This window comes from Bacillus sp. AM1(2019), from assembly GCF_009906915.1.
Lineage (GTDB): Bacteria > Bacillota > Bacilli > Bacillales > Bacillaceae > Bacillus > Bacillus velezensis.
In genome coordinates, this window is the sequence record NZ_CP047644.1 from 308,593 (window position 1) to 326,356 (window position 17,764).

General features: G+C 49.0%; 17 protein-coding genes. 12 read left to right on the forward strand and 5 right to left on the reverse strand.

Annotated features, from left to right (window positions below):
- The first annotated feature begins 61 nt into the window (after window positions 1–61).
- The 4 genes from GNE05_RS01770 to tatC all read left to right on the forward strand — a co-directional run bounded on the left by GNE05_RS01770 (window position 62) and on the right by tatC (window position 3,502).
- Window positions 62–490, forward strand: coding sequence for a cell wall hydrolase (locus tag GNE05_RS01770; protein ID WP_003156683.1), 429 nt, complete (start codon window positions 62–64; stop codon window positions 488–490).
- A gap of 263 nt (window positions 491–753) precedes the next feature.
- On the forward strand, window positions 754–2,505 hold the full coding sequence (locus tag GNE05_RS01775; RefSeq protein ID WP_160182353.1) for an alkaline phosphatase D family protein: 1,752 nt from the start codon (window positions 754–756) through the stop codon (window positions 2,503–2,505).
- Between the two features lie 12 nt (window positions 2,506–2,517).
- Window positions 2,518–2,715, forward strand: a complete 198-nt coding sequence (locus GNE05_RS01780; RefSeq protein WP_003156681.1) for a twin-arginine translocase TatA/TatE family subunit — start codon at window positions 2,518–2,520, stop codon at window positions 2,713–2,715.
- Window positions 2,716–2,776: 61 nt separating this feature from the next.
- Window positions 2,777–3,502: a twin-arginine translocase subunit TatC gene (tatC, locus tag GNE05_RS01785; protein ID WP_160182354.1), complete on the forward strand. Its 726-nt coding sequence runs from the start codon at window positions 2,777–2,779 to the stop codon at window positions 3,500–3,502.
- Here the strand turns inward: tatC and pcp are convergent.
- A complete protein-coding gene (gene pcp, locus GNE05_RS01790; RefSeq protein ID WP_160182355.1) occupies window positions 3,499–4,146 on the reverse strand; it encodes a pyroglutamyl-peptidase I in 648 nt (215 codons plus the stop codon). The genes tatC and pcp overlap by 4 nt on opposite strands.
- A 71-nt stretch (window positions 4,147–4,217) precedes the next feature.
- On the opposite strand from pcp, the gene GNE05_RS01795 reads away from it, so the two are divergent.
- Complete coding sequence (locus tag GNE05_RS01795; RefSeq protein WP_160182356.1) at window positions 4,218–5,345, forward strand: aminotransferase class V-fold PLP-dependent enzyme; 1,128 nt, start codon at window positions 4,218–4,220, stop codon at window positions 5,343–5,345.
- Between the two features lie 35 nt (window positions 5,346–5,380).
- Here the strand turns inward: GNE05_RS01795 and lmr(B) are convergent, their stop codons facing one another.
- Window positions 5,381–6,820, reverse strand: a complete 1,440-nt coding sequence (gene lmr(B) / locus GNE05_RS01800; RefSeq protein WP_160182357.1) for a lincomycin efflux MFS transporter Lmr(B) — start codon at window positions 6,818–6,820, stop codon at window positions 5,381–5,383.
- Window positions 6,821–6,856: 36 nt separating this feature from the next.
- Window positions 6,857–7,423 carry a transcriptional regulator LmrA gene (locus tag GNE05_RS01805; RefSeq protein WP_011996273.1) on the reverse strand — a complete coding sequence of 189 codons (567 nt, stop codon included), beginning with the start codon at window positions 7,421–7,423 and terminating at the stop codon, window positions 6,857–6,859.
- Window positions 7,424–7,600: 177 nt separating this feature from the next.
- Here GNE05_RS01805 and GNE05_RS01810 point away from each other — a divergent pair, with 177 nt between their 5' ends.
- The 4 genes from GNE05_RS01810 to GNE05_RS01825 all read left to right on the forward strand — a co-directional run bounded on the left by GNE05_RS01810 (window position 7,601) and on the right by GNE05_RS01825 (window position 11,828).
- Window positions 7,601–8,716 (forward strand): type II asparaginase, encoded by a 1,116-nt coding sequence (locus tag GNE05_RS01810; RefSeq protein ID WP_160182358.1) that lies wholly within the window; start codon window positions 7,601–7,603, stop codon window positions 8,714–8,716.
- A gap of 196 nt (window positions 8,717–8,912) precedes the next feature.
- Window positions 8,913–9,557, forward strand: coding sequence for a lipase EstA (locus GNE05_RS01815; protein ID WP_011996275.1), 645 nt, complete (start codon window positions 8,913–8,915; stop codon window positions 9,555–9,557).
- 137 nt (window positions 9,558–9,694) lie between these two features.
- Complete coding sequence (locus GNE05_RS01820) at window positions 9,695–10,765, forward strand: helix-turn-helix domain-containing protein (protein ID WP_011996276.1); 1,071 nt, start codon at window positions 9,695–9,697, stop codon at window positions 10,763–10,765.
- Between the two features lie 130 nt (window positions 10,766–10,895).
- On the forward strand, window positions 10,896–11,828 hold the full coding sequence (locus GNE05_RS01825) for an aldo/keto reductase (RefSeq protein WP_060563024.1): 933 nt from the start codon (window positions 10,896–10,898) through the stop codon (window positions 11,826–11,828).
- Between the two features lie 43 nt (window positions 11,829–11,871).
- Here GNE05_RS01825 and GNE05_RS01830 read toward each other — a convergent pair whose 3' ends face one another.
- Window positions 11,872–12,867: a DUF5105 domain-containing protein gene (locus tag GNE05_RS01830; protein WP_017419346.1), complete on the reverse strand. Its 996-nt coding sequence runs from the start codon at window positions 12,865–12,867 to the stop codon at window positions 11,872–11,874.
- 122 nt (window positions 12,868–12,989) lie between these two features.
- On the opposite strand from GNE05_RS01830, the gene GNE05_RS01835 reads away from it, so the two are divergent.
- Both GNE05_RS01835 and GNE05_RS01840 read left to right on the forward strand, forming a co-directional pair.
- Window positions 12,990–14,390 (forward strand): YcdB/YcdC domain-containing protein, encoded by a 1,401-nt coding sequence (locus GNE05_RS01835; protein ID WP_160183182.1) that lies wholly within the window; start codon window positions 12,990–12,992, stop codon window positions 14,388–14,390.
- 200 nt (window positions 14,391–14,590) lie between these two features.
- Entirely contained in the window at window positions 14,591–15,949 is a 1,359-nt protein-coding gene (locus GNE05_RS01840) for a YcdB/YcdC domain-containing protein (protein WP_160182359.1), read from the forward strand.
- On the opposite strand, the gene GNE05_RS01845 is transcribed toward GNE05_RS01840, so the two are convergent.
- Window positions 15,946–16,449, reverse strand: a complete 504-nt coding sequence (locus GNE05_RS01845; RefSeq protein WP_021495286.1) for a peptidoglycan L-alanyl-D-glutamate endopeptidase CwlK — start codon at window positions 16,447–16,449, stop codon at window positions 15,946–15,948. The two genes, GNE05_RS01840 and GNE05_RS01845, sit on opposite strands and share 4 nt — an antisense overlap.
- Before the next feature lie 109 nt (window positions 16,450–16,558).
- Here GNE05_RS01845 and GNE05_RS01850 point away from each other — a divergent pair, with 109 nt between their 5' ends.
- Window positions 16,559–17,680: a response regulator aspartate phosphatase gene (locus tag GNE05_RS01850; protein WP_061861817.1), complete on the forward strand. Its 1,122-nt coding sequence runs from the start codon at window positions 16,559–16,561 to the stop codon at window positions 17,678–17,680.
- The last annotated feature ends 84 nt before the right edge of the window (window positions 17,681–17,764 follow it).

Consider the following 17,764-nt stretch of genomic DNA (forward strand, 5'->3'; position numbering starts at 1 on the left):
GGCTGTCATCACTGGGCCGCTGCTGAATATGATGAAAGGAGAAAATACGGGAGGTGTCATGATGGCAGTCGTAAAAGCGTCGAGCGCCGATGTCGATCTAATGGCAAGGCTGCTCAGGGCGGAAGCGGAAGGCGAAGGGAAGCAGGGAATGCTTTTGGTCGGCAATGTGGGAATCAATAGGGTGCGGGCGAATTGTTCTGATTTTAAAGGCCTGCGCACCATCAGGCAGATGGTGTTTCAGCCGCACGCGTTTGAAGCGGTGACTCACGGATACTTTTACCAGAGACCGCGTGAATCCGAGCGGAGGCTTGCCCGCAGGAACATTAATGGAGAACGGTTTTGGCCGGCTAAATTCAGCCTGTGGTATTTTAAGCCGCCGGGCAACTGCCCGCAGACTTGGTATGGCCAGCCGTTCGTCGCCAGATTCAGATCCCACTGCTTCTATCAGCCGACAGGTGAGACGTGCGAAAACGTGTACAATACATTTTAATCCCGGGCGCACCGTTCTTAAAATGAACGGTGTTTTTTTAATTTTTTGTGAAGAAAAATAGGAAAAAAGTGCGCTTGACGGATGACAAGCCAAAAAGAAACAGAGGGGGTTTTCTCCCGGCGGGGCAAGGTTTGTCGAAACAATGTGAAAAATGTCTCCCGCCGTCCATTTTTCAGCCTTACAAACCCTTCACACTTCTTCATAGCGGTTTAACATTTCTTTTTTATAATAAGGGCGATCAATGAGACGAAAGGGGAACTGACATGACACATGACGGCCGTTTAGATGAATGGATCAAGGAATTGGAGAACAAAAGCTTTCAGAACAATACGTTTGACCGCCGCGCATTTATACAAGGCGCCGGGAAAATCGCCGGTCTTTCCCTCGGGTTAGCGATCGCGCAATCCATCGGCGCGTTTGAAGTGAATGCCGCTCCGAAATTTTCAAACTATCCGTTCACCCTCGGCGTAGCCTCCGGCGACCCGCTGTTTGACAGCGTCATTCTCTGGACGCGTCTTGCCCCGGACCCGCTGAATGGGGGCGGCATGCCGAAGCAGGCCGTGCCGGTAAAATGGGAAATCGCTACTGATGAACATTTCCGTCACATCGTCAAACGCGGAACGGAAATGGCCAAGCCGAATCTCGGACACTCCGTCCATGTCGAGGCGGACGGGCTCAAGCCCAATAAAGTGTACTATTACCGGTTTAAAAGCGGGCATGAGCTCAGTCCCGTCGGCCGGACGAAAACGCTGCCCGCTCCCGGCGCTGACGTATCCGCCATGACGTTTGCATTTGCCTCATGCCAGCAGTATGAACACGGCTATTATACGGCGTATAAACATATGGCGAAGGAAAAGCTTGATCTCGTGTTCCATCTCGGAGATTACATTTATGAATACGGACCGAACGAATATGTGTCAAAAACGGGAAATGTCAGGACGCACAGCAGCGCTGAAGTGTATACACTGTCAGATTACCGCAACCGTCATGCCCAATACCGCTCTGATGCCAATCTGAAAGCCGCCCACGCCGCATTTCCGTGGGTCGTGACGTGGGACGATCATGAGGTGGAAAACAATTATGCCAATATTATCCCTGAAAAAGGCCAATCCGTGGAAGCGTTTGTGCTCAGGAGGGCCGCCGCTTATCAGGCTTATTATGAACACATGCCGCTCAGGCGCATGTCATTGCCGAACGGTCCTGATATGCGGCTGTACAGGCAATTTTCTTATGGCAATTTGGCATCGTTCAATGTGCTTGATACAAGACAGTACAGAGATGATCAGGCCAACGGCGACGGGAATAAGCCGCCTTCTGATGAGTGGAGAGACCCGAAGCGTACATTGATGGGGACAGAACAGGAGCAATGGCTCTTCGGCAATTTAGCCGCCTCAAAAGCGAAGTGGAATGTGCTGGCGCAGCAAATCTTTTTCGCGCAATGGAATTTCGGAACAACCGCCAATCCGATATACAGCATGGATTCATGGGACGGCTACCCGGCGCAGCGGGAGCGGGTCATCAATTTTATAAAAAGCAAAAACCTGAACAATGTCATCGTGCTGACGGGTGATGTTCACGCAAGCTGGGCGTCAAACCTGCATACCGATTTTAACCAAACGAATTCAAAGATTTTCGGAGCCGAATTCGTCGGGACTTCCATTACATCTGGAGGAAACGGGGCGGATAAACGGGCCGATACGGATCAGATCTTAAAACAAAACCCGCATATTAAGTTTTTCAACGATTACCGCGGCTATGTCCGCTGTACGGTGAACCCTGCCCAATGGAGAGCGGATTACAGAGTGGTGCCGTACGTGACGGAGCCGGGGGCTGAGGTATCCACGCGGGCTTCATTCATTTATCAGAAAGACCAGACGGGGATTCGGAAGGTCTCTCAAGCGGCGGTTGCAGGCGGTTTAAAGCAGTCAAACGAGGTGGAAGAGGATCGTTTCTTCGCCCATAACAATGCGCATGAAAAGCAAATGAGAAAGAAACGGGCCAAAATCTCACAATAAGGAGGCACACTCATGTTTTCAAATATCGGCATTCCCGGGTTGATCCTGATTTTCGTCATCGCTCTCATCATTTTCGGACCTTCAAAGCTTCCGGAAATCGGCCGTGCCGCCGGCCGCACGCTGCTTGAATTTAAAAGCGCCGCAAAAACACTGGTCTCAAATGAAGAGCCGGACAAGCAGACGGCTGAGAAAGACAAAACGGCAGGCTGAATCCTGACATGGGGGCAGACGAATCCGCTTCTGCCTCTTTCTCTATAAGGAGGATGTACGATTGGATAAAAAAGAAACCCACTTGGTCGGGCATTTAGAGGAAGTCCGGCAGCGTCTCATTAAAACCGTTATCGCCTTTCTCGTGTGTTTTATCGGCGCCTGCTGGTTTGTGCAGGATATTTATGACTGGCTGATCAAGGATTTGGATGGCAGGCTGGCCGTTTTAGGGCCGAGCGAGATTTTATGGGTGTATATGATGATTGCGGGAATATGCGCCCTTACGGCAGCGATTCCGGTTGCGGCCTTTCAGCTCTGGCGTTTTACGGCGCCGGCTTTGACCCCGTTTGAACGCCGCGCCGCTTTGCTTTACATTCCGGGGCTTTCGGTTTTGTTTATCATCGGAATTTCCTTCGGGTATTTTGTGCTGTTTCCGATTGTGCTCGGATTTTTAACACAATTGTCCGCCGGCCATTTTGACATGGTATTTACGGCGGACAAGTATTTTACCTTTATGCTGAATCTTACATTGCCGTTCGGATTTTTATTTGAAATGCCTCTGGCCGTCATGTTTCTGACACGGCTCGGAATCGTGAATCCAACCCGGCTGGCAAAGGCGCGGAAGCTTTCGTATTTTGTGCTGATCGTCGTCTCTGTGCTGATTACGCCTCCGGATTTTATGTCTGACTTTCTCGTCATGATTCCGCTGCTCGTCCTCTATGAAATCAGTGTGACGCTGTCCCGCATCGTTTACCGGAAGAAATGGGCCGAGGCGCCGTCTGCAGCTTAGTGAAGTTCGCCTCCGCCGGTCTCAATATCGTCCTCATGCGCCGCGGCGGTCACCGCGGCGATTTTGAGCGCTTTTGTCACGAGATCCAGGCTGAGGCTCGGCGCAGACTTCTGCAAAGTTTGCTCCGGAATGTACGGGATGTGTATAAACCCGCCGCGGATGTGCGGATGATGGCGGGTGATTTCATCCATCAGGCCGTAAAAGAGGGGATTGCATACAAACGTCCCCGCCGTGTAGGATACAGCCGCGGGAATGCCTTCCTTTTTGATTTCCTCAACGATCCGTTTGATCGGAAGGCCGGTCCAATAGGCCGCGGGACCGCCTTGAGAAATGTTTTCCCCGACAGGCTGGTTTCCTTCGTTATCCGGTATGCGCGCCTCATTGAGATTGATCGCGACCCGTTCCGGCGTGATCTGCATTCTGCCGCCTGCCTGTCCGACACAGATGATAATGTCAGGCTGATGCTTTTTGATCGCCTCGCGCAGTACGGCAAGAGACTTATAAAAAACGGTCGGCACTTGTTCAGATACGATAGAGGCAGGGCCCTCAGCGGCACCATTCAGCCGTTTGACCGCTTCCCATGAAGGATTGACCGTTTCCCCGCCGAAGGGGTCAAAGCCTGTCAGCAATACTTTTTTCTCCATATAAAACCCTCCTTTTCTTTTTACCATACTCTATAATGGACATATATTCCTGCCGAAGGGGGAAACAAGTCTTGAATTCGCCTCTGGTGCAATACCGATCTTTATTTCCGGCGCTCCGCACACATACGATGCTCGCCAGCTGCTCTCAAAGCGCTCTTGCCCTGCCGGTTTCAAAAGCGGTCAATGACTATCAGGAAAGCCTGCTTCAACATGGCGGAAACTGGGAAGAAGCCATTGGACGAACGGAGCGGGCAAGGTGTGAATTTGCGAAATTGATCGGCGCCCATCCTGAAGAAATCGCCGTTTTACCTTCAGTAACGGCTGCTGTCTCTGCCGTCGTTTCTGCTTTGCCGGATTGCCGAAAGAAACAGGCGGTGTATACGGAATTGGATTTTCCGGCGATCGCCCACATTTTGAAGGCACAGACTGAGATGGAGCTTTCAGTCGTGCCGTCTGAAGACGGAATGATCCCGTTAGAGCGGTATGAGACGTACATATCGGAACAGACGCTTTTCACCTGTGTGCCCCATGTGTCATATACGTCCGGTTTTGTCCAGGATATGAAGCGCATTGCCGAGATATCCGCAAAGAAGGGATCGCTTCTTTTTGTCGATGCTTATCAATCGGCGGGGCACATCCCGATTGATGTAAAAGACTGGGGAGTTGATATGCTGGCCGCGGGTGCGAGAAAGTATATGCTCGGCATACCGGGAACGGCGTTTCTTTATGTCAGAAAGGAACTCGCCGAACGGCTGAAGCCGAAAGTCACCGGGTGGTTCGGGCAGCAGCGGGCGTCGATGCTGGATTTAACCCGTTTTTCTTATGCGGACGGAGCCAAACGCTTTGAGACCGGAACCCCGGCATTTATCAGCATATATGCGGCACAGGCGGCTTTATCTCTATTAAATGATGCCGGCACAGACCGCATTCACCAAGAAGTAAAAAAACTCAGCGCATTTGCGTATGAATACGCTTCTGAAAAAGGACTGAATCTCACAGGGCCGCCGTCTGCCGATGACAGACCCGGCATGATTTCCATACGGGATGAAAAAGCGGCGGAAACGGCTGCGCTGTTGAGGCGGAAAAACATCGTATGCGCACCCAGCGGACAAATCATCCGGCTGGCGCCTCATTTCTATAACACGGCCGATGATCTGATGTATGCGATTGATGAACTGGCTGAAGCGCGCGGTATATAAAAAAACAGCAGACTCACGGGGAGCCTGCTGTTTTCTTATGAGTGATTCACTTTGACCCGTTTCATAAACAAGGCGCTGATCAAGCCGATAACAGCGACAATCATCGCGAAGATAAAGGCGTGCTGGACGCCCGCAATCAGCGCGTGAGAGTATGCGGAAGGATCATTCGGGTTTTTCACGGTGCTCATATAATTCTTCTGCCCGGCTGCCATGATGCTGACCGCCACCGCAGTGCCGATTGCGCCGGCCATCTGCTGGAGCGTATTCATAATGGCCGTTCCGTCCGGATAAAATTCCGGCGGCAGCTGGTTTAAGCCGTTCGTCTGCGCCGGCATCATGATCATGGAAATGCCGATCATCAGGCATGTGTGGAGCACGACGATGAGAATGGCCGTTGAAGTGCCGGTAATGTTTGAGAAAAACGAAAGCACGGTTGCCGTGATGACAAACCCGGGAATGACAAGCCACTTCGGTCCGTATTTATCAAACAGGCGCCCCGTCACCGGAGACATAAAGCCGTTTAAAATACCGCCCGGCAGCAGGATGAGCCCGGACGTAAACGCCGTCAGCATCAGTCCGCTTTGTAAATACATAGGCAATAGAAGCATTGTCGATAAGATAACCATCATACAGATAAACACAATCACGACACCGAGAACAAACATCGGATAGCGGAAAGCGCGCAGATTCATCATCGGCTGCTTCATTGTCAGCTGCCTGATGGAAAATAAGATGAGCGCGATCGCACCGACAGTGAGCGAACCGATAACCGTCGGGCTTGACCAGCCGTCTGATCCTTCGCCCGCATTGCTGAATCCGAATACGATGCCGCCGAACCCGATCGTAGACAGAATAATGGAAAGCACGTCAATTTTCGGTTTTGTAATGTCGGACACGTTCTGCATGTAGGCGATGCCGAATAAAAGAGCCAACACAAGAAACGGCAGGGAAATCCAGAAAATCCAATGCCAGTTCAAATGCTCTAACACAAGCCCTGAAAATGTCGGACCGATCGCAGGAGCGAACATGATGACAAGCCCGATCGTCCCCATCGCCGCTCCGCGCTTATGCGGCGGAAAGATGACGAGGATTGTATTAAACATCAGCGGCAGCAGCAGACCGGTTCCTAAAGCCTGCACGATTCTTGCCGCCAAAAGAAACGGAAAGCTCGGCGCAAGCGCTGCAATCAGCGTGCCGATAATGGAAAAAGCAAGTGAAACGATAAACAGCTGTCTCGTCGTAAACCATTGCAAAAGCAGACCCGATACCGGGACAAGAATACCGAGAACGAGCAGATAGCCCGTCGTCAGCCACTGGACGGTCGCAGGAGTGATATGTAACTCCTTCATCAGGTCAGTCAGGGCGATATTCAGCGCCGTTTCACTGAACATGCCGATAAACCCTGCCGTCAGTAAAGAAATCATGATCGGCATGACTTTATATTGTTTGGAAGGCTGAGCGTTTTCCAAAATCATTCTCCTCTCTTTCTATACGTACATGTCTCTCGTATTTTATGTCTTCAGCAGGTTCGGGATTTGTTTAGAAATATGGAGGATCGGCATTTTGTCTTTTTTGGCTAAGGACACAATGATGCCGCCTTCTATCAAGGCATTTAAAACAGTGCTGATTTCCGCCGCTTTCTCATCAGAAAAACCGGCTGATCTCAATTTGCCCGCGAACAGATTCTCCCATTCCTGATAAGCGCTTTGACAGGCCTGCTGGAGCTTTTCGCTCTTTAAAGCAGTCTCGGCAGCCAGTAAACCGACAGGAAACCCTTCAAAGTTCTCCGGACATGTGAATTGGCTTGATAAGTCCTGTAAAAACGCTTGAATGCTTTCCGCAGGATCAGGATGGGCATCAAGGCTTTCTTTTATTTTCATACGGATATAATGGCTCATTTCATTGACAGCCTCAATGGCGAGCTGCTCTTTGCCGTCCGGAAAATGATAGTAAAGAGAACCTTTCGGCGCACCGCTTTCTTTAATAATCTGATTCAGCCCCGTGCCGTAATACCCCTGAAGCTGAAACAGCCTGGTTGCCGCGGCGAGGATTTTTTCACGAGAATCTCCATAGCTCATAATGTTCCCACCTTACTGATTTTTGACAAATTTAAAATATAGTGACTGGTCTATTATCTTGATTTCACATGATGGTGTCAAGGTTTTTTAACGGTTATTTTCTTCGGGAGGTTGCCTGACAAGCGCGTTGACCGGTGAGAGGAAAATCTTCATAAATAAAGAAAAGGAGAGAAAAGAATGAAAAAACAATTCATGCCCTTCATTACATTTATCACGGCTCTGCTCTTCATCGCGGCCGGCTGCTCCCAATCTCCTCAAGCGAAAGAAACACCGCCCCGGATGGCAGCCGCAGCCCCAGCGAAAAAAGACGGACTTCCGAATGTTAAAATTCTTGCCACCGGCGGCACAATTGCAGGCGCTGCTCCTTCAAAGACGTCCGCTACGGAGTACACGGCGGGGGCAATCGGAGTTGATGCCCTGATTCAGGCCGTTCCGGAGATAAAAGAGGTCGCGCATGTGAGCGGAGAACAGGTTGTGAATATCGGCAGCCAGAATATGAATAACGAGACACTGCTGAAACTTGCAAAACGGGTAAACAAGCTGCTCAAGTCTGATGATACAGACGGCATTGTCATTACACATGGAACAGACACACTTGAGGAAACCGCCTACTTTCTCAATCTGACGGTCAAAAGTGACAAGCCCGTTGTTGTCGCCGGGTCAATGAGGCCGTCCACGGCGATCGGAGCGGACGGGCCGTCCAACTTATATAACGCTGTAAAAACAGCGGCTGCGCCTGATGCGAAAGGCAAGGGGACGCTTGTCGTATTAAATGACAGAATCGCTTCGGCGCGCTATGTGACAAAAACCAATACAACCGCGGCCGACACATTCAAATCGGAAGAAATGGGTTATATCGGAACAATTGCTGATGACATCTATTTTAATAACATCATGACCCGAAAGCATACGAAGGATACAGATTTCAAGATAGATAAACTTGATAAACTGCCGCAGGTCGATATTATATACGGCTATCAAAATGACGGAAGCTATCTCTTTGAAGCTGCCGTAAAATCAGGGGCGCAAGGCATTATTTTTGCAGGCTCGGGAAACGGCTCAATGTCTGATGCGGCGCAAAAAGGCGCCGTAAAGTCGGTCAAAAGCGGGCTGGCGGTCGTCCGCTCCACAAAGACGGGAAACGGGGCGGTAACACCTAATCGAGAGTATGAAAAAGACCATTTGACAGCTTCAAACTCTCTCAACCCTCAAAAAGCGCGGATTCTTCTGATGCTTGCGCTGACAAAAACGCATGACCCTAAGCGGATTCAAACCTATTTCAATGAGTACTAGGAGAAGAGAACCGGGTGTTCTCTCCTTTTTTGGTATGCCGTATTAAAGCATAAGAGTGCTTTCGGGAAAGGGGCGTCTTTCTCATTTTTCCGCTCTTTTTTTAATTGTTGAAAACAGTAAAAAATACACTATTTTTTCCTTTTCTTCTCTAATAGAATGAAAACTGCAAAAATATTACATAGCAGGAGGAAAGTTCATGAAACATATAAAAAACAAAATTCTAGTTGTCCTTACAGTTTGTATGCTGTCCGTCATTTCCGTATTTGCCTTCCAGCCGACCGTATCGAAAGCCTCCTCAGGGCATAACCCTGTTGTCATGGTCCACGGAATCGGCGGGGCGTCCTTTAACTTCGCGGGAATCAAAACATACTTGGCATCCCAAGGCTGGTCAAGAAAAGAGATGTACGCCATCGATTTCTTAGACAAAACCGGAAACAACAGACACAATGCGCCGAGACTGTCCAATTACGTGAAAAAAGTGCTCAGCGAAACAGGTGCGAAAAAAGTCGATATCGTCGCGCACAGCATGGGCGGCGCCAACACGCTCTATTACATTAAAAATCTTGACGGCGGAGACAAAATCGCAAACGTCGTCACACTGGGCGGAGCGAACGGCCTTGTGACCAACCGGGCGCTTCCGGGGACTGATCCGAACCAAAAGATTTTATATACATCGATTTACAGCTCAGCGGACTTAATCGTCCTGAACCCGCTGTCACGGCTGATCGGCGGGAAAAACGTGCAGATTCACGGTGTCGGACACATCGGACTTTTGATGAACAGCCAAGTAAACGGGCTGATTAAAGAAGGTCTGAACGGCGGCGGACAAAATACAAATTAACAGTTTCAAAGCCCCGGAGATAGAGAATCTCCCGGGGTCTTTTTTTTCTTCCATATTCTTTTTTCGCCGTAAACCAAGCCCTCTGAAGTTATTTTTGTTAAAATAATAAAGTTATATCAGAATTCGGAGGGTTTATTGTGGGAAAAGTGAAAAGAAATGCCCCTTGCCCATGCGGCAGCGGGAAGAAATATAAAAAATGCTGCGGAAGCAAAGAAGCTGCCATTCCGGCAGACATCGCGGCAAAAGAAGCGAAACAGATTCAGGAAAGCCTAATGGAGTACGCCTTTACAGCACATAGAGACGGCATATCATCATTTATTAACCAGCACGCGTTCATTACGGAGCTGGACAGACAGACAAAAGACATCGGAGTCTTCAACCTCGGCATCTGGGGAATTTTCTTCCGTCCGCTGGCAGGCGGCAAGACGATTTTTGAAGAATATCTTCAGAAAAAAGCCGGCGGCATCAACCGCCCGAAAACACGGGAAATCGTTGAATCATGGAAAAGCATGACACCTGCGGTTATGGTGCTTGAAGATGTGAGAGAAGGAATGATTCACTTTGAAGATGTGATGACCAAGAAACAATTCAAAGTGGAAATGGACGTCAGCCAGCAGGATCTTCCGCCGGCGGGAAGCCTGATTCTCGGCTATCCGATCCACGAAGCGGAAAAAGCGGAGTTCTTCATGCAATTTACGATCTTCCCTGTGAAGCGGGCCGAAGCTCTAATCAGCAAAGTGAAAAAGGCGGCTGCCCCGGCTCTTGCGGAAGGAAAATCGCCTGAGCGCTTTATGCAGGAAAACTTCGACATTGTGCTGGCCGCTCTTTTAGGAACGGCGGAAGAGCCTGAGCAGGCTGCTGAAGAAAAACAGACAGAGTGGGCCAACGACATGGAGAAGGAAACGGCAGACGCCATTGAAAAAGGCCTGAGCGGGGATGAATACCCGGCTGAGCTGGTTCCGGCCGTAATTGATCTGTGGAAAACGTTCTGTGTCAAAAAAACACCGACGATCAGAAAGCCTGAAGCTTTCGCGGCGGCGGTCGAATATTACGTAAACAGCATTTCTCTGAACGGCGCGTCCGTTTCTCAAGCCAAGCTGGCGAAGAAGTACGGCGTCAGCGCCTCAACGATTTCCAGCCGCTATAAGGAAATCGAGGGTGCTCTCACGGATGAAGCCGAACGCTTCGCCGCAGCTCTGACATCTTAATACACAGCCAAAAAAACCTTGAAGGGCAAACGCTTTTCAAGGTTTTTTTTGCAGATAGGCTCTCATGCAGGATAATTCTTACCGTCTATCTAATACTAAACAGAGCGATAAAAGGAAGGGAGCCTGAGCCATGGATGAGACACGTACGCTGGGCAGGACGGATTTACGGGTAAAGCGTATCGGTTTTGGCGCAAATGCGGTCGGAGGACATAATCTGTTTCCGAATCTTAATGATGAAACGGGAAAAGAACTCATCCGCACAGCATTGGACGGCGGCGTCAATTTTATTGATACGGCGTTTATATACGGTTTGGGGCGTTCCGAAGAGTTAATCGGTGAAGTTGTCGCAGAGCGCGGCGTGCGGGACAGCCTCGTGATTGCGTCAAAAGGCGCGCACAAAGAGGTCAACGGACAAATCGAGCTGGACAACAGCCGTGAATTTCTCCGGAGTGAGGCGGAAAACAGCCTGAAGCGGCTGAAAACAGACGTGATTGATTTGTATTACGTCCACTTCCCTGACGGCAAAACACCGCTCTCCGAAGTGGCGGGCACGCTAAAAGAACTGAAGGACGAAGGGAAAATCAGAGCAATCGGCGCGTCCAATCTCAGCTTCCGGCAATTGCAGGAGTTTAACGCCGACGGCTATTTAGAGGTTTTTCAATCGGAATATTCACTGATTCAGCGTGAGGCGGAGCATGATCTGCTGCCTTATTGTGAAAAGAACGGCATTTCCTTTATTCCTTATTTTCCGCTTGCTTCCGGCTTGCTGACGGGAAAGTTTACAAAAGACACAGTCTTTGAGGACAACCGAAAGAACAGGCCGCCGTTTCAGGGAGAAGCTTTTCACCAAAATCTGGAGCGAGTGGATAAGCTTCGGGCCGTTGCGGAGGAAAAAGGGGCGCAGACAGCGCATATCGCACTCGCATGGCTTCTGTCGCAGCCGGCGGTGGATGCGATCATTCCCGGAGCCAAACGCCCCGACCAGCTGAAACACAATCTGGACGCGCTTAATGTGCAGTTAACCGAGGATGAGGTTCAATATATCAGTGACATCTTTAAGTGAAAATAAAAAAAGGAAATAGCCTGCGCTATTTCCTTTCTTGTTGTCAGGACGTTTTCAAAAACGCTTCTGTCAATCCTTCCAGATCGGCGTCTGTATCCAGATACCACTGGCCGCGGGCGTTTTTCTTCATCTCAATTTCTCTTGTAACAGAAGAAGAAGCCGGTTTCAGGCGCATAAACTCTTCCGGATAGACAGAAAGAAGGTGGCTGACAATTTCGTTTTCATCAGCATCAGGGTGCTTTCCGGCATAGTCTTGCACGCGGTCTTGCAGCTGGCCCGCAAGCGGAGACATATCAAGCGGCGTCACTTTTGCTTCAAGGACGGCTTTTTTGCCTGACATGGATTTGGTATGCACCTTGAGCTCCGTGTTATCCCGAAGCGCTGATGACATGGCGTCAATAATAGCGGTAATGGCTTTTGAATCCGCCTGTTCTTGTGAAATGCCTGCTGAGGTGATAAAGCTGGCTTTCGCCGATTCCTGATATGCGGCGGCCGTCATTTTTTCATTTACACCGGTCAGGCGGGTGAAATCTTTATTGTGCTTGCCGTACAGCATCACATCAATGTAGGCGGATAATGCGTCCGCCGGGTCAGGTTTTGCGTTTGAGGCTGTGCCTTTGACTTTCAGTTTATAAGATAAAGGCTTCGCGTCTTTTGCCTGCGGCTGATATACCAATTCATAGGATTTGCCTTCGTCAGCCGTGAAGTACAGATTGCCCGTCACTGTCTTACCCGCATGAAGCGTGCCGCTCTGCAACAAGTCTTCCTTATCGGCCTTGGCTGTTTTTGCGTCATCCTGATAAAGCGAGAAGTCGCTGCTTTTGACGGTAAGCGGGTCTTTGCCCGTATTTTTGACGGTGACCGTTACTTTCAGCGCGGCCGAATGTTCAGTATCGTCTGAAGCGGCCCATGCCGTCTCTTTTATTTTCACTTTCGCCGTGCTGCTTTCCTGGCCGCCGCTCGTTTCGCTGCTGCATGCGGCGGTAAATGCCGTGAGAAGCAGAATGAAAAACACGGCGCTCATTTTTTTGATGGACATCTGGTTTACCCCCTGTTGTTATTAATTCGATAGTCATGAAGACAGACAGGTTAATTATACTAGTTTTGTATAAAAGAGTCTTGGTAATCATCAATCTTTTTGGAAGAAAAGGAAGTGTTATGATGAAAAAAGAAGAGTTGAAACAGCTGGCTCTCCAAATCGGAAACGTACCTGCCCGCTATGAGAGTAATGTGGAAGAATACCAGGAAGATGAGGTTCTGTTTTGGTGGGAAGATAAGAATGATCCGGAAGCCGGCATCATGGTCGAATTAGACCGGGACGGAAAACTGAAATACTTATCCCGTCCGGCTTTCCGGACTGATCTGCCGCCTCTTTCGGAATCGGACATAGAAGAACGGATGCGGGCGTTTTTAGAAACCCATCGTCCTGGGGCATTGGCTGAGTTCGAATTGGAAAACAGCGGCTCCGCCAATGATGGTGATGTGAGATATTCCTATGTTCAGATGGCTGACGGTCTGCCGCTCCCGCTGACCGGGTTTTACGTCGATCTGTCTTTGACAGGGGAAGTAACCGGCTTTTCTTACCATGGGAAGGCCGATAATCTTGTAAGACCCGGAACAATTGCGGACAAGCGGGAAGCATTGGCTCACTTTGTCAAACATATTGAAGCAGAGCTGTTGTTCACCGTGCTGCATCAGTCCGTCTATGTGCAGGGGGATGACAAGCCCCATCTCGTCTATGAAATCGTGTCTCCGACGCGGCCGATATCGGCCGACCTGAAGGAAGAGAATGCAGAATTAGACGAATATGAAGAGCTGGAAGACGACACGCGGCCGTATGTCCCGATTTCGCGCCCTGCACCTGAAGCGGAAAAGATGAGCATCAATGACATGATCGGGCTGCACGACGGTTTTTATAAAGAGAGGGAAAGCGACCTTGGAGAGGGCCGTATCGGCATTGCCTGGCGTCCTGAAAAAACAAAATCCGTACGGGAAGATAAAAGCTTTGAAAGTCTGTTTAAAGAACGGAATGAACACGTATTGAAAACAATGCATGATAAAGAATCGGGCCGGCTCACCGGGGCGATGTCATTTATAAAGGTTGAAGGCGAACCGGTGTTTTCCGAGGAAGAATGCCATCACATGGCCATCCGCTTTTTATTCGCCATGTTTCCGGAAGCGGATCAGTATTTCCGGGTTCAATATGATGAACCGGATGATGAAGGAGAAAACGTGGGACTTACATATAAGGCTTGTTCGGGCGGCGTTGATTTGCGATTCGGAGAGGGGAGAATCTGTGTCAGCAAAAAGACGGGTCTTGTCACTTTTTATATGCCGCCGGAAATTGATCCGAAAGAGCTCCAGGAAATCGATCCCGTTCCTTCATTGACAATGGAAGAGGCGAAAGACGCGATCCGCCGGGCCATCAAAGCCGAGCTCGCTTGGGATCGTTGTTACGATGACGACAGCTGCGGAAAAGTGTACAGGCTCGTATACAAGCCGGTTTTCCCGCTGTTTATTGAGGCTCATACAGGGGAAGCGATCACGAGTTTAATAGGCTGAAGGTCATGGGCGTTCGTCCCGGGGCTTTCGCGGGGAATGTGACATTTGTATGAAAAAGAGCCGCTCTGAATACGGCTCTTTTCCCTCTTTGCTAAAAATAGACACATAAAAGGCACTTTCTTCCCTTTAAAAGGATAAGGACGTTTTTATATAATAAAAAACAGTTCTTTTTTATACACTCTTCTGAAAGGATGACCCCATTGCTGAAAGAACATCTGAGAAAAAAAGCGCTGGAAATCGGGAACATACCGCCGGACTATGAGCTTGAAATAGAAGATTATGATGAAAAACAAAAAACGAAAGCCTATTATATATGGAAAGATCGTAACCAGCCGGATAAAACGGTCACGATTGAGCTGGGCGACGACGGATCTTTGCTTACCTATTCACGCAACGACTGTCCGAGTTCAGACATGCAGCTGTCAGACGCCGAATTAAAGCTGACGGCTCTTCGGTTTGCGGCGAGACACCGCCCGCTTACTTTTATGAATTTCATCTTTCAGGCGAGGGAAGAACGCAATGGGTGCATCCGATTTATCTATACAAAAAAAGTGCTCGGCCGGCCGCTTCCCGATTCAGGTTTTTTCGTTGATGTAACCAGGAGCGGCTTCGTCGTGCAGTTTATCTATTACGGGGATAAGGGTGAAGCGCCCGTCCCGGAAACATTCGTCGATCGGGAAAAAGTCGTCTCGCATTATATGAGTGTGCTGACATTCAGTCTCGTCTATGATGTGGTCAATTTTGAGAAAATACCGCGTCTCGTCTATGAACCGATTCTGCCGGCTTACAGCTATCCGGCCGGTGAAGATGATATCGTGCCGGATCAGCAGCTTTGCGAAGACAGGAATGAGCCGGCAAAACCGCTTCCCGCGTTTGAACATAAACGGGAAATCAGCCTGGATGAATTAATGGGGTTTACCTCGGATATGGTTCAGACGCGCCGGCGCGATCTCGGGGATGAGATCGGAACGACATGGCGGAAAGGGTCGGTTCCGGAACGGAAAGATTTGAGTATCGAAAGCTATTTTGAAAGCAGCAACAAAAATACAATGAAGATGAAAACGGACAAAAAGACAGGGAAAATGACAGCCTTTAAATCTTTTATTGAGCATCAGGGCCCGGCCTTTTATTCTGCGGAAGAGTGTGAGGCCGTCGCGCTTCAATTTTTATACAAGCTTTATCCGAGAGCGGACGAGTTTTTTAAAATGAACCCGGTGAAAACGGACGGAAGGGGCAGGTTCCGCTTCCATTTTTCCATATGGCATCAGGATATTCCGCTGCGGTTCGGCGCTGCGAGAATACTTGTCAGTCCCGTAACGGGGCTTGTGGAAGCTTACATGGCGCCTGACATTGACCCGGAGCAGCTGGAGAAGATCAATCCGGTGCCGGCCGTTACTCCCGAAGAAGCAAAGGCCGCTTTTTTATCCGATTTCCATCTGCGGCTGGAGTGGCAGCGCGATTTTACGCCGTCCGGCAATGAAGGATATAAGCTTGTGTACAGGCCTGTCTATCCTCCGTACATTGATGCGCAAAAGCGAAAAAAGAAAAGGTTTTATTAGCCAGGGATCATTTGTAAATGAGGATAATCTTTAAAGCCTCTCCAATCGCCTCCCCAATCAAAACCGAGCGTTTTGGCAATCGATACGACCTCAAGCCAATCGGGCGTGCCGTTTCGGTTTCCGTCGTACGTCATATCCCAAATCAGGCTTCCATCCTTTTTTTGCAGGGCGAAGTCGATCGCAAGGCCGTAATTGTGGTAAGATTCCCCGCCTTTTGCGTAGGTGACGATATTTCCTTTTTTTGAACGTCCTTGACGGTACAATTCGTTTTGTTCCTCAATTGATCTGAAACCCTCTGTGATAACGACGGTGATGCCTTTTTTCAGAGCGGCCGTCTGCAATAGCTCCGCATTCTGTTTCACGAGCGGATGAAGAGCGTTTGGAATGGCTCTGTCTTGTAATGCCGTCTGCGGCCTCAATTCTTTCTGCACATAGGAAAAACATAGGTCTGCGGAAAAGAAGAGGATCAAAAGCAGCGCAATTCTGACTGATAGTTTCATGGTGAATTCTCTCTTTCTTTAATTGGTTAAAATCTTTGTTTGCTCACTGCCATAAATTTGCTATGATAAAATATAACATAATTAGTAGCCGGAGGAAGGAGGCAAATCTATGAAATCCAAGATTCCATCTGAAGAAGTGGCCGTAAAGATGAATGAATGGTATAAGCTGATCCGCGCGTTTGAAGCCGATAAAGCTGAAGCGCTGAAGCGGGAGATTCAATATGAACTCGAAGATATGGAAGAGAACCAGGATTTATTGTTGTATTTTTCATTGATGGAATTTCGGCACCGCATCATGCTGGATAAATTAAAACCCATGAAAGACGGCGACTGCCAGCCTCCGTTCTCTGAAATGCTCACTGAGATTGAGATGAACCAGCAAAAGCTGACCGGCTTACTGGAATATTATTTTTACTATTTCAGGGGAATGTATGAATTTAAGCAGAAAAACTTCATCTCAGCGATTTCTCATTATAAGCGGGCTGAGGAAAAGCTTGAATATGTGGAAGATGACATAGAGAAAGCCGAGTTTTTGTATAAAATTTCTGAGGTGTACTATCATATCAAGCAGACTTTCTTTTCGATGAATTACGCAGGACAGGCGCTTGATATTTACAAGAAATATGAATTATACGGAATGAGAAGGGTGCAGTGCAAATTTATCATTGCCGGAAATCTGATGGACGCCCAGCAGCATAAAAAAGCGCTGGAATACCTCGAATGCGCCTTGGAGCACGCGGAGCGGCTTGATGATCAATATATGATTGCTGCGGCCTATTATAATATCGGGCACTGTATGTACAGTCTGGGTGACTTTTGCAAGGCGGCGGAGGATTTTGAACGGGCGGCCGCCGGATTTGAAGCACACAGCTTCCGGCAGGTCATCCAGGCTGTTTTTTCACTCACGCATATCTACTTTAAAACGGAAAAATACAGTGAAGCCGCCGCCAGCTGCGCGCGGGGCATGAGAAGCGCGGCGGAATGGGAAGATGAGATCTATCTGACGAAATTCCGTCTGATTAAAGAGCTTTATCAGGGGGAAGGCGGACAGGATTCGCTCAAAGAGTATTTTGACATTCTGGAATCAAAAGAGCTGTTGGCTGACACAGAGGAACTGCTTCAGGACGCGGCTCATTTCTTTCATCAACGGGAGAACTACAAAGCGGCATCTTATTTTTTCAGCAGGCTTGTCGGCGTGCAAAAAAGGCTGCAAATGAACAACTACGCATAATGAAAAAAAGAACGAGGGAGCTTCGGTTTCATCGTTCTTTTTATGATCCCTTTTGTTTTCAGCCGATCAAAACCGGGTACATGC

What these genes read in the sequence shown, in the direction of transcription:
- GNE05_RS01770 (WP_003156683.1), top strand. Translation starts at nt 62, where the DNA reads ATGGCAGTCGTAAAAGCGTCGAGCGCCGATGTCGATCTAATGGCAAGG.
- GNE05_RS01775 (WP_160182353.1), top strand. Translation starts at nt 754, where the DNA reads ATGACACATGACGGCCGTTTAGATGAATGGATCAAGGAATTGGAGAAC.
- GNE05_RS01780 (WP_003156681.1), top strand. Translation starts at nt 2,518, where the DNA reads ATGTTTTCAAATATCGGCATTCCCGGGTTGATCCTGATTTTCGTCATC.
- pcp (WP_160182355.1), bottom strand. Translation starts at nt 4,146, where the DNA reads ATGGAGAAAAAAGTATTGCTGACAGGCTTTGACCCCTTCGGCGGGGAA.
- GNE05_RS01805 (WP_011996273.1), bottom strand. Translation starts at nt 7,423, where the DNA reads ATGAGCTATGGAGATTCTCGTGAAAAAATCCTCGCCGCGGCAACCAGG.
- GNE05_RS01810 (WP_160182358.1), top strand. Translation starts at nt 7,601, where the DNA reads ATGAAAAAACAATTCATGCCCTTCATTACATTTATCACGGCTCTGCTC.
- GNE05_RS01815 (WP_011996275.1), top strand. Translation starts at nt 8,913, where the DNA reads ATGAAACATATAAAAAACAAAATTCTAGTTGTCCTTACAGTTTGTATG.
- GNE05_RS01825 (WP_060563024.1), top strand. Translation starts at nt 10,896, where the DNA reads ATGGATGAGACACGTACGCTGGGCAGGACGGATTTACGGGTAAAGCGT.
- GNE05_RS01830 (WP_017419346.1), bottom strand. Translation starts at nt 12,867, where the DNA reads ATGTCCATCAAAAAAATGAGCGCCGTGTTTTTCATTCTGCTTCTCACG.
- GNE05_RS01835 (WP_160183182.1), top strand. Translation starts at nt 12,990, where the DNA reads ATGAAAAAAGAAGAGTTGAAACAGCTGGCTCTCCAAATCGGAAACGTA.
- GNE05_RS01845 (WP_021495286.1), bottom strand. Translation starts at nt 16,449, where the DNA reads ATGAAACTATCAGTCAGAATTGCGCTGCTTTTGATCCTCTTCTTTTCC.
- GNE05_RS01850 (WP_061861817.1), top strand. Translation starts at nt 16,559, where the DNA reads ATGAAATCCAAGATTCCATCTGAAGAAGTGGCCGTAAAGATGAATGAA.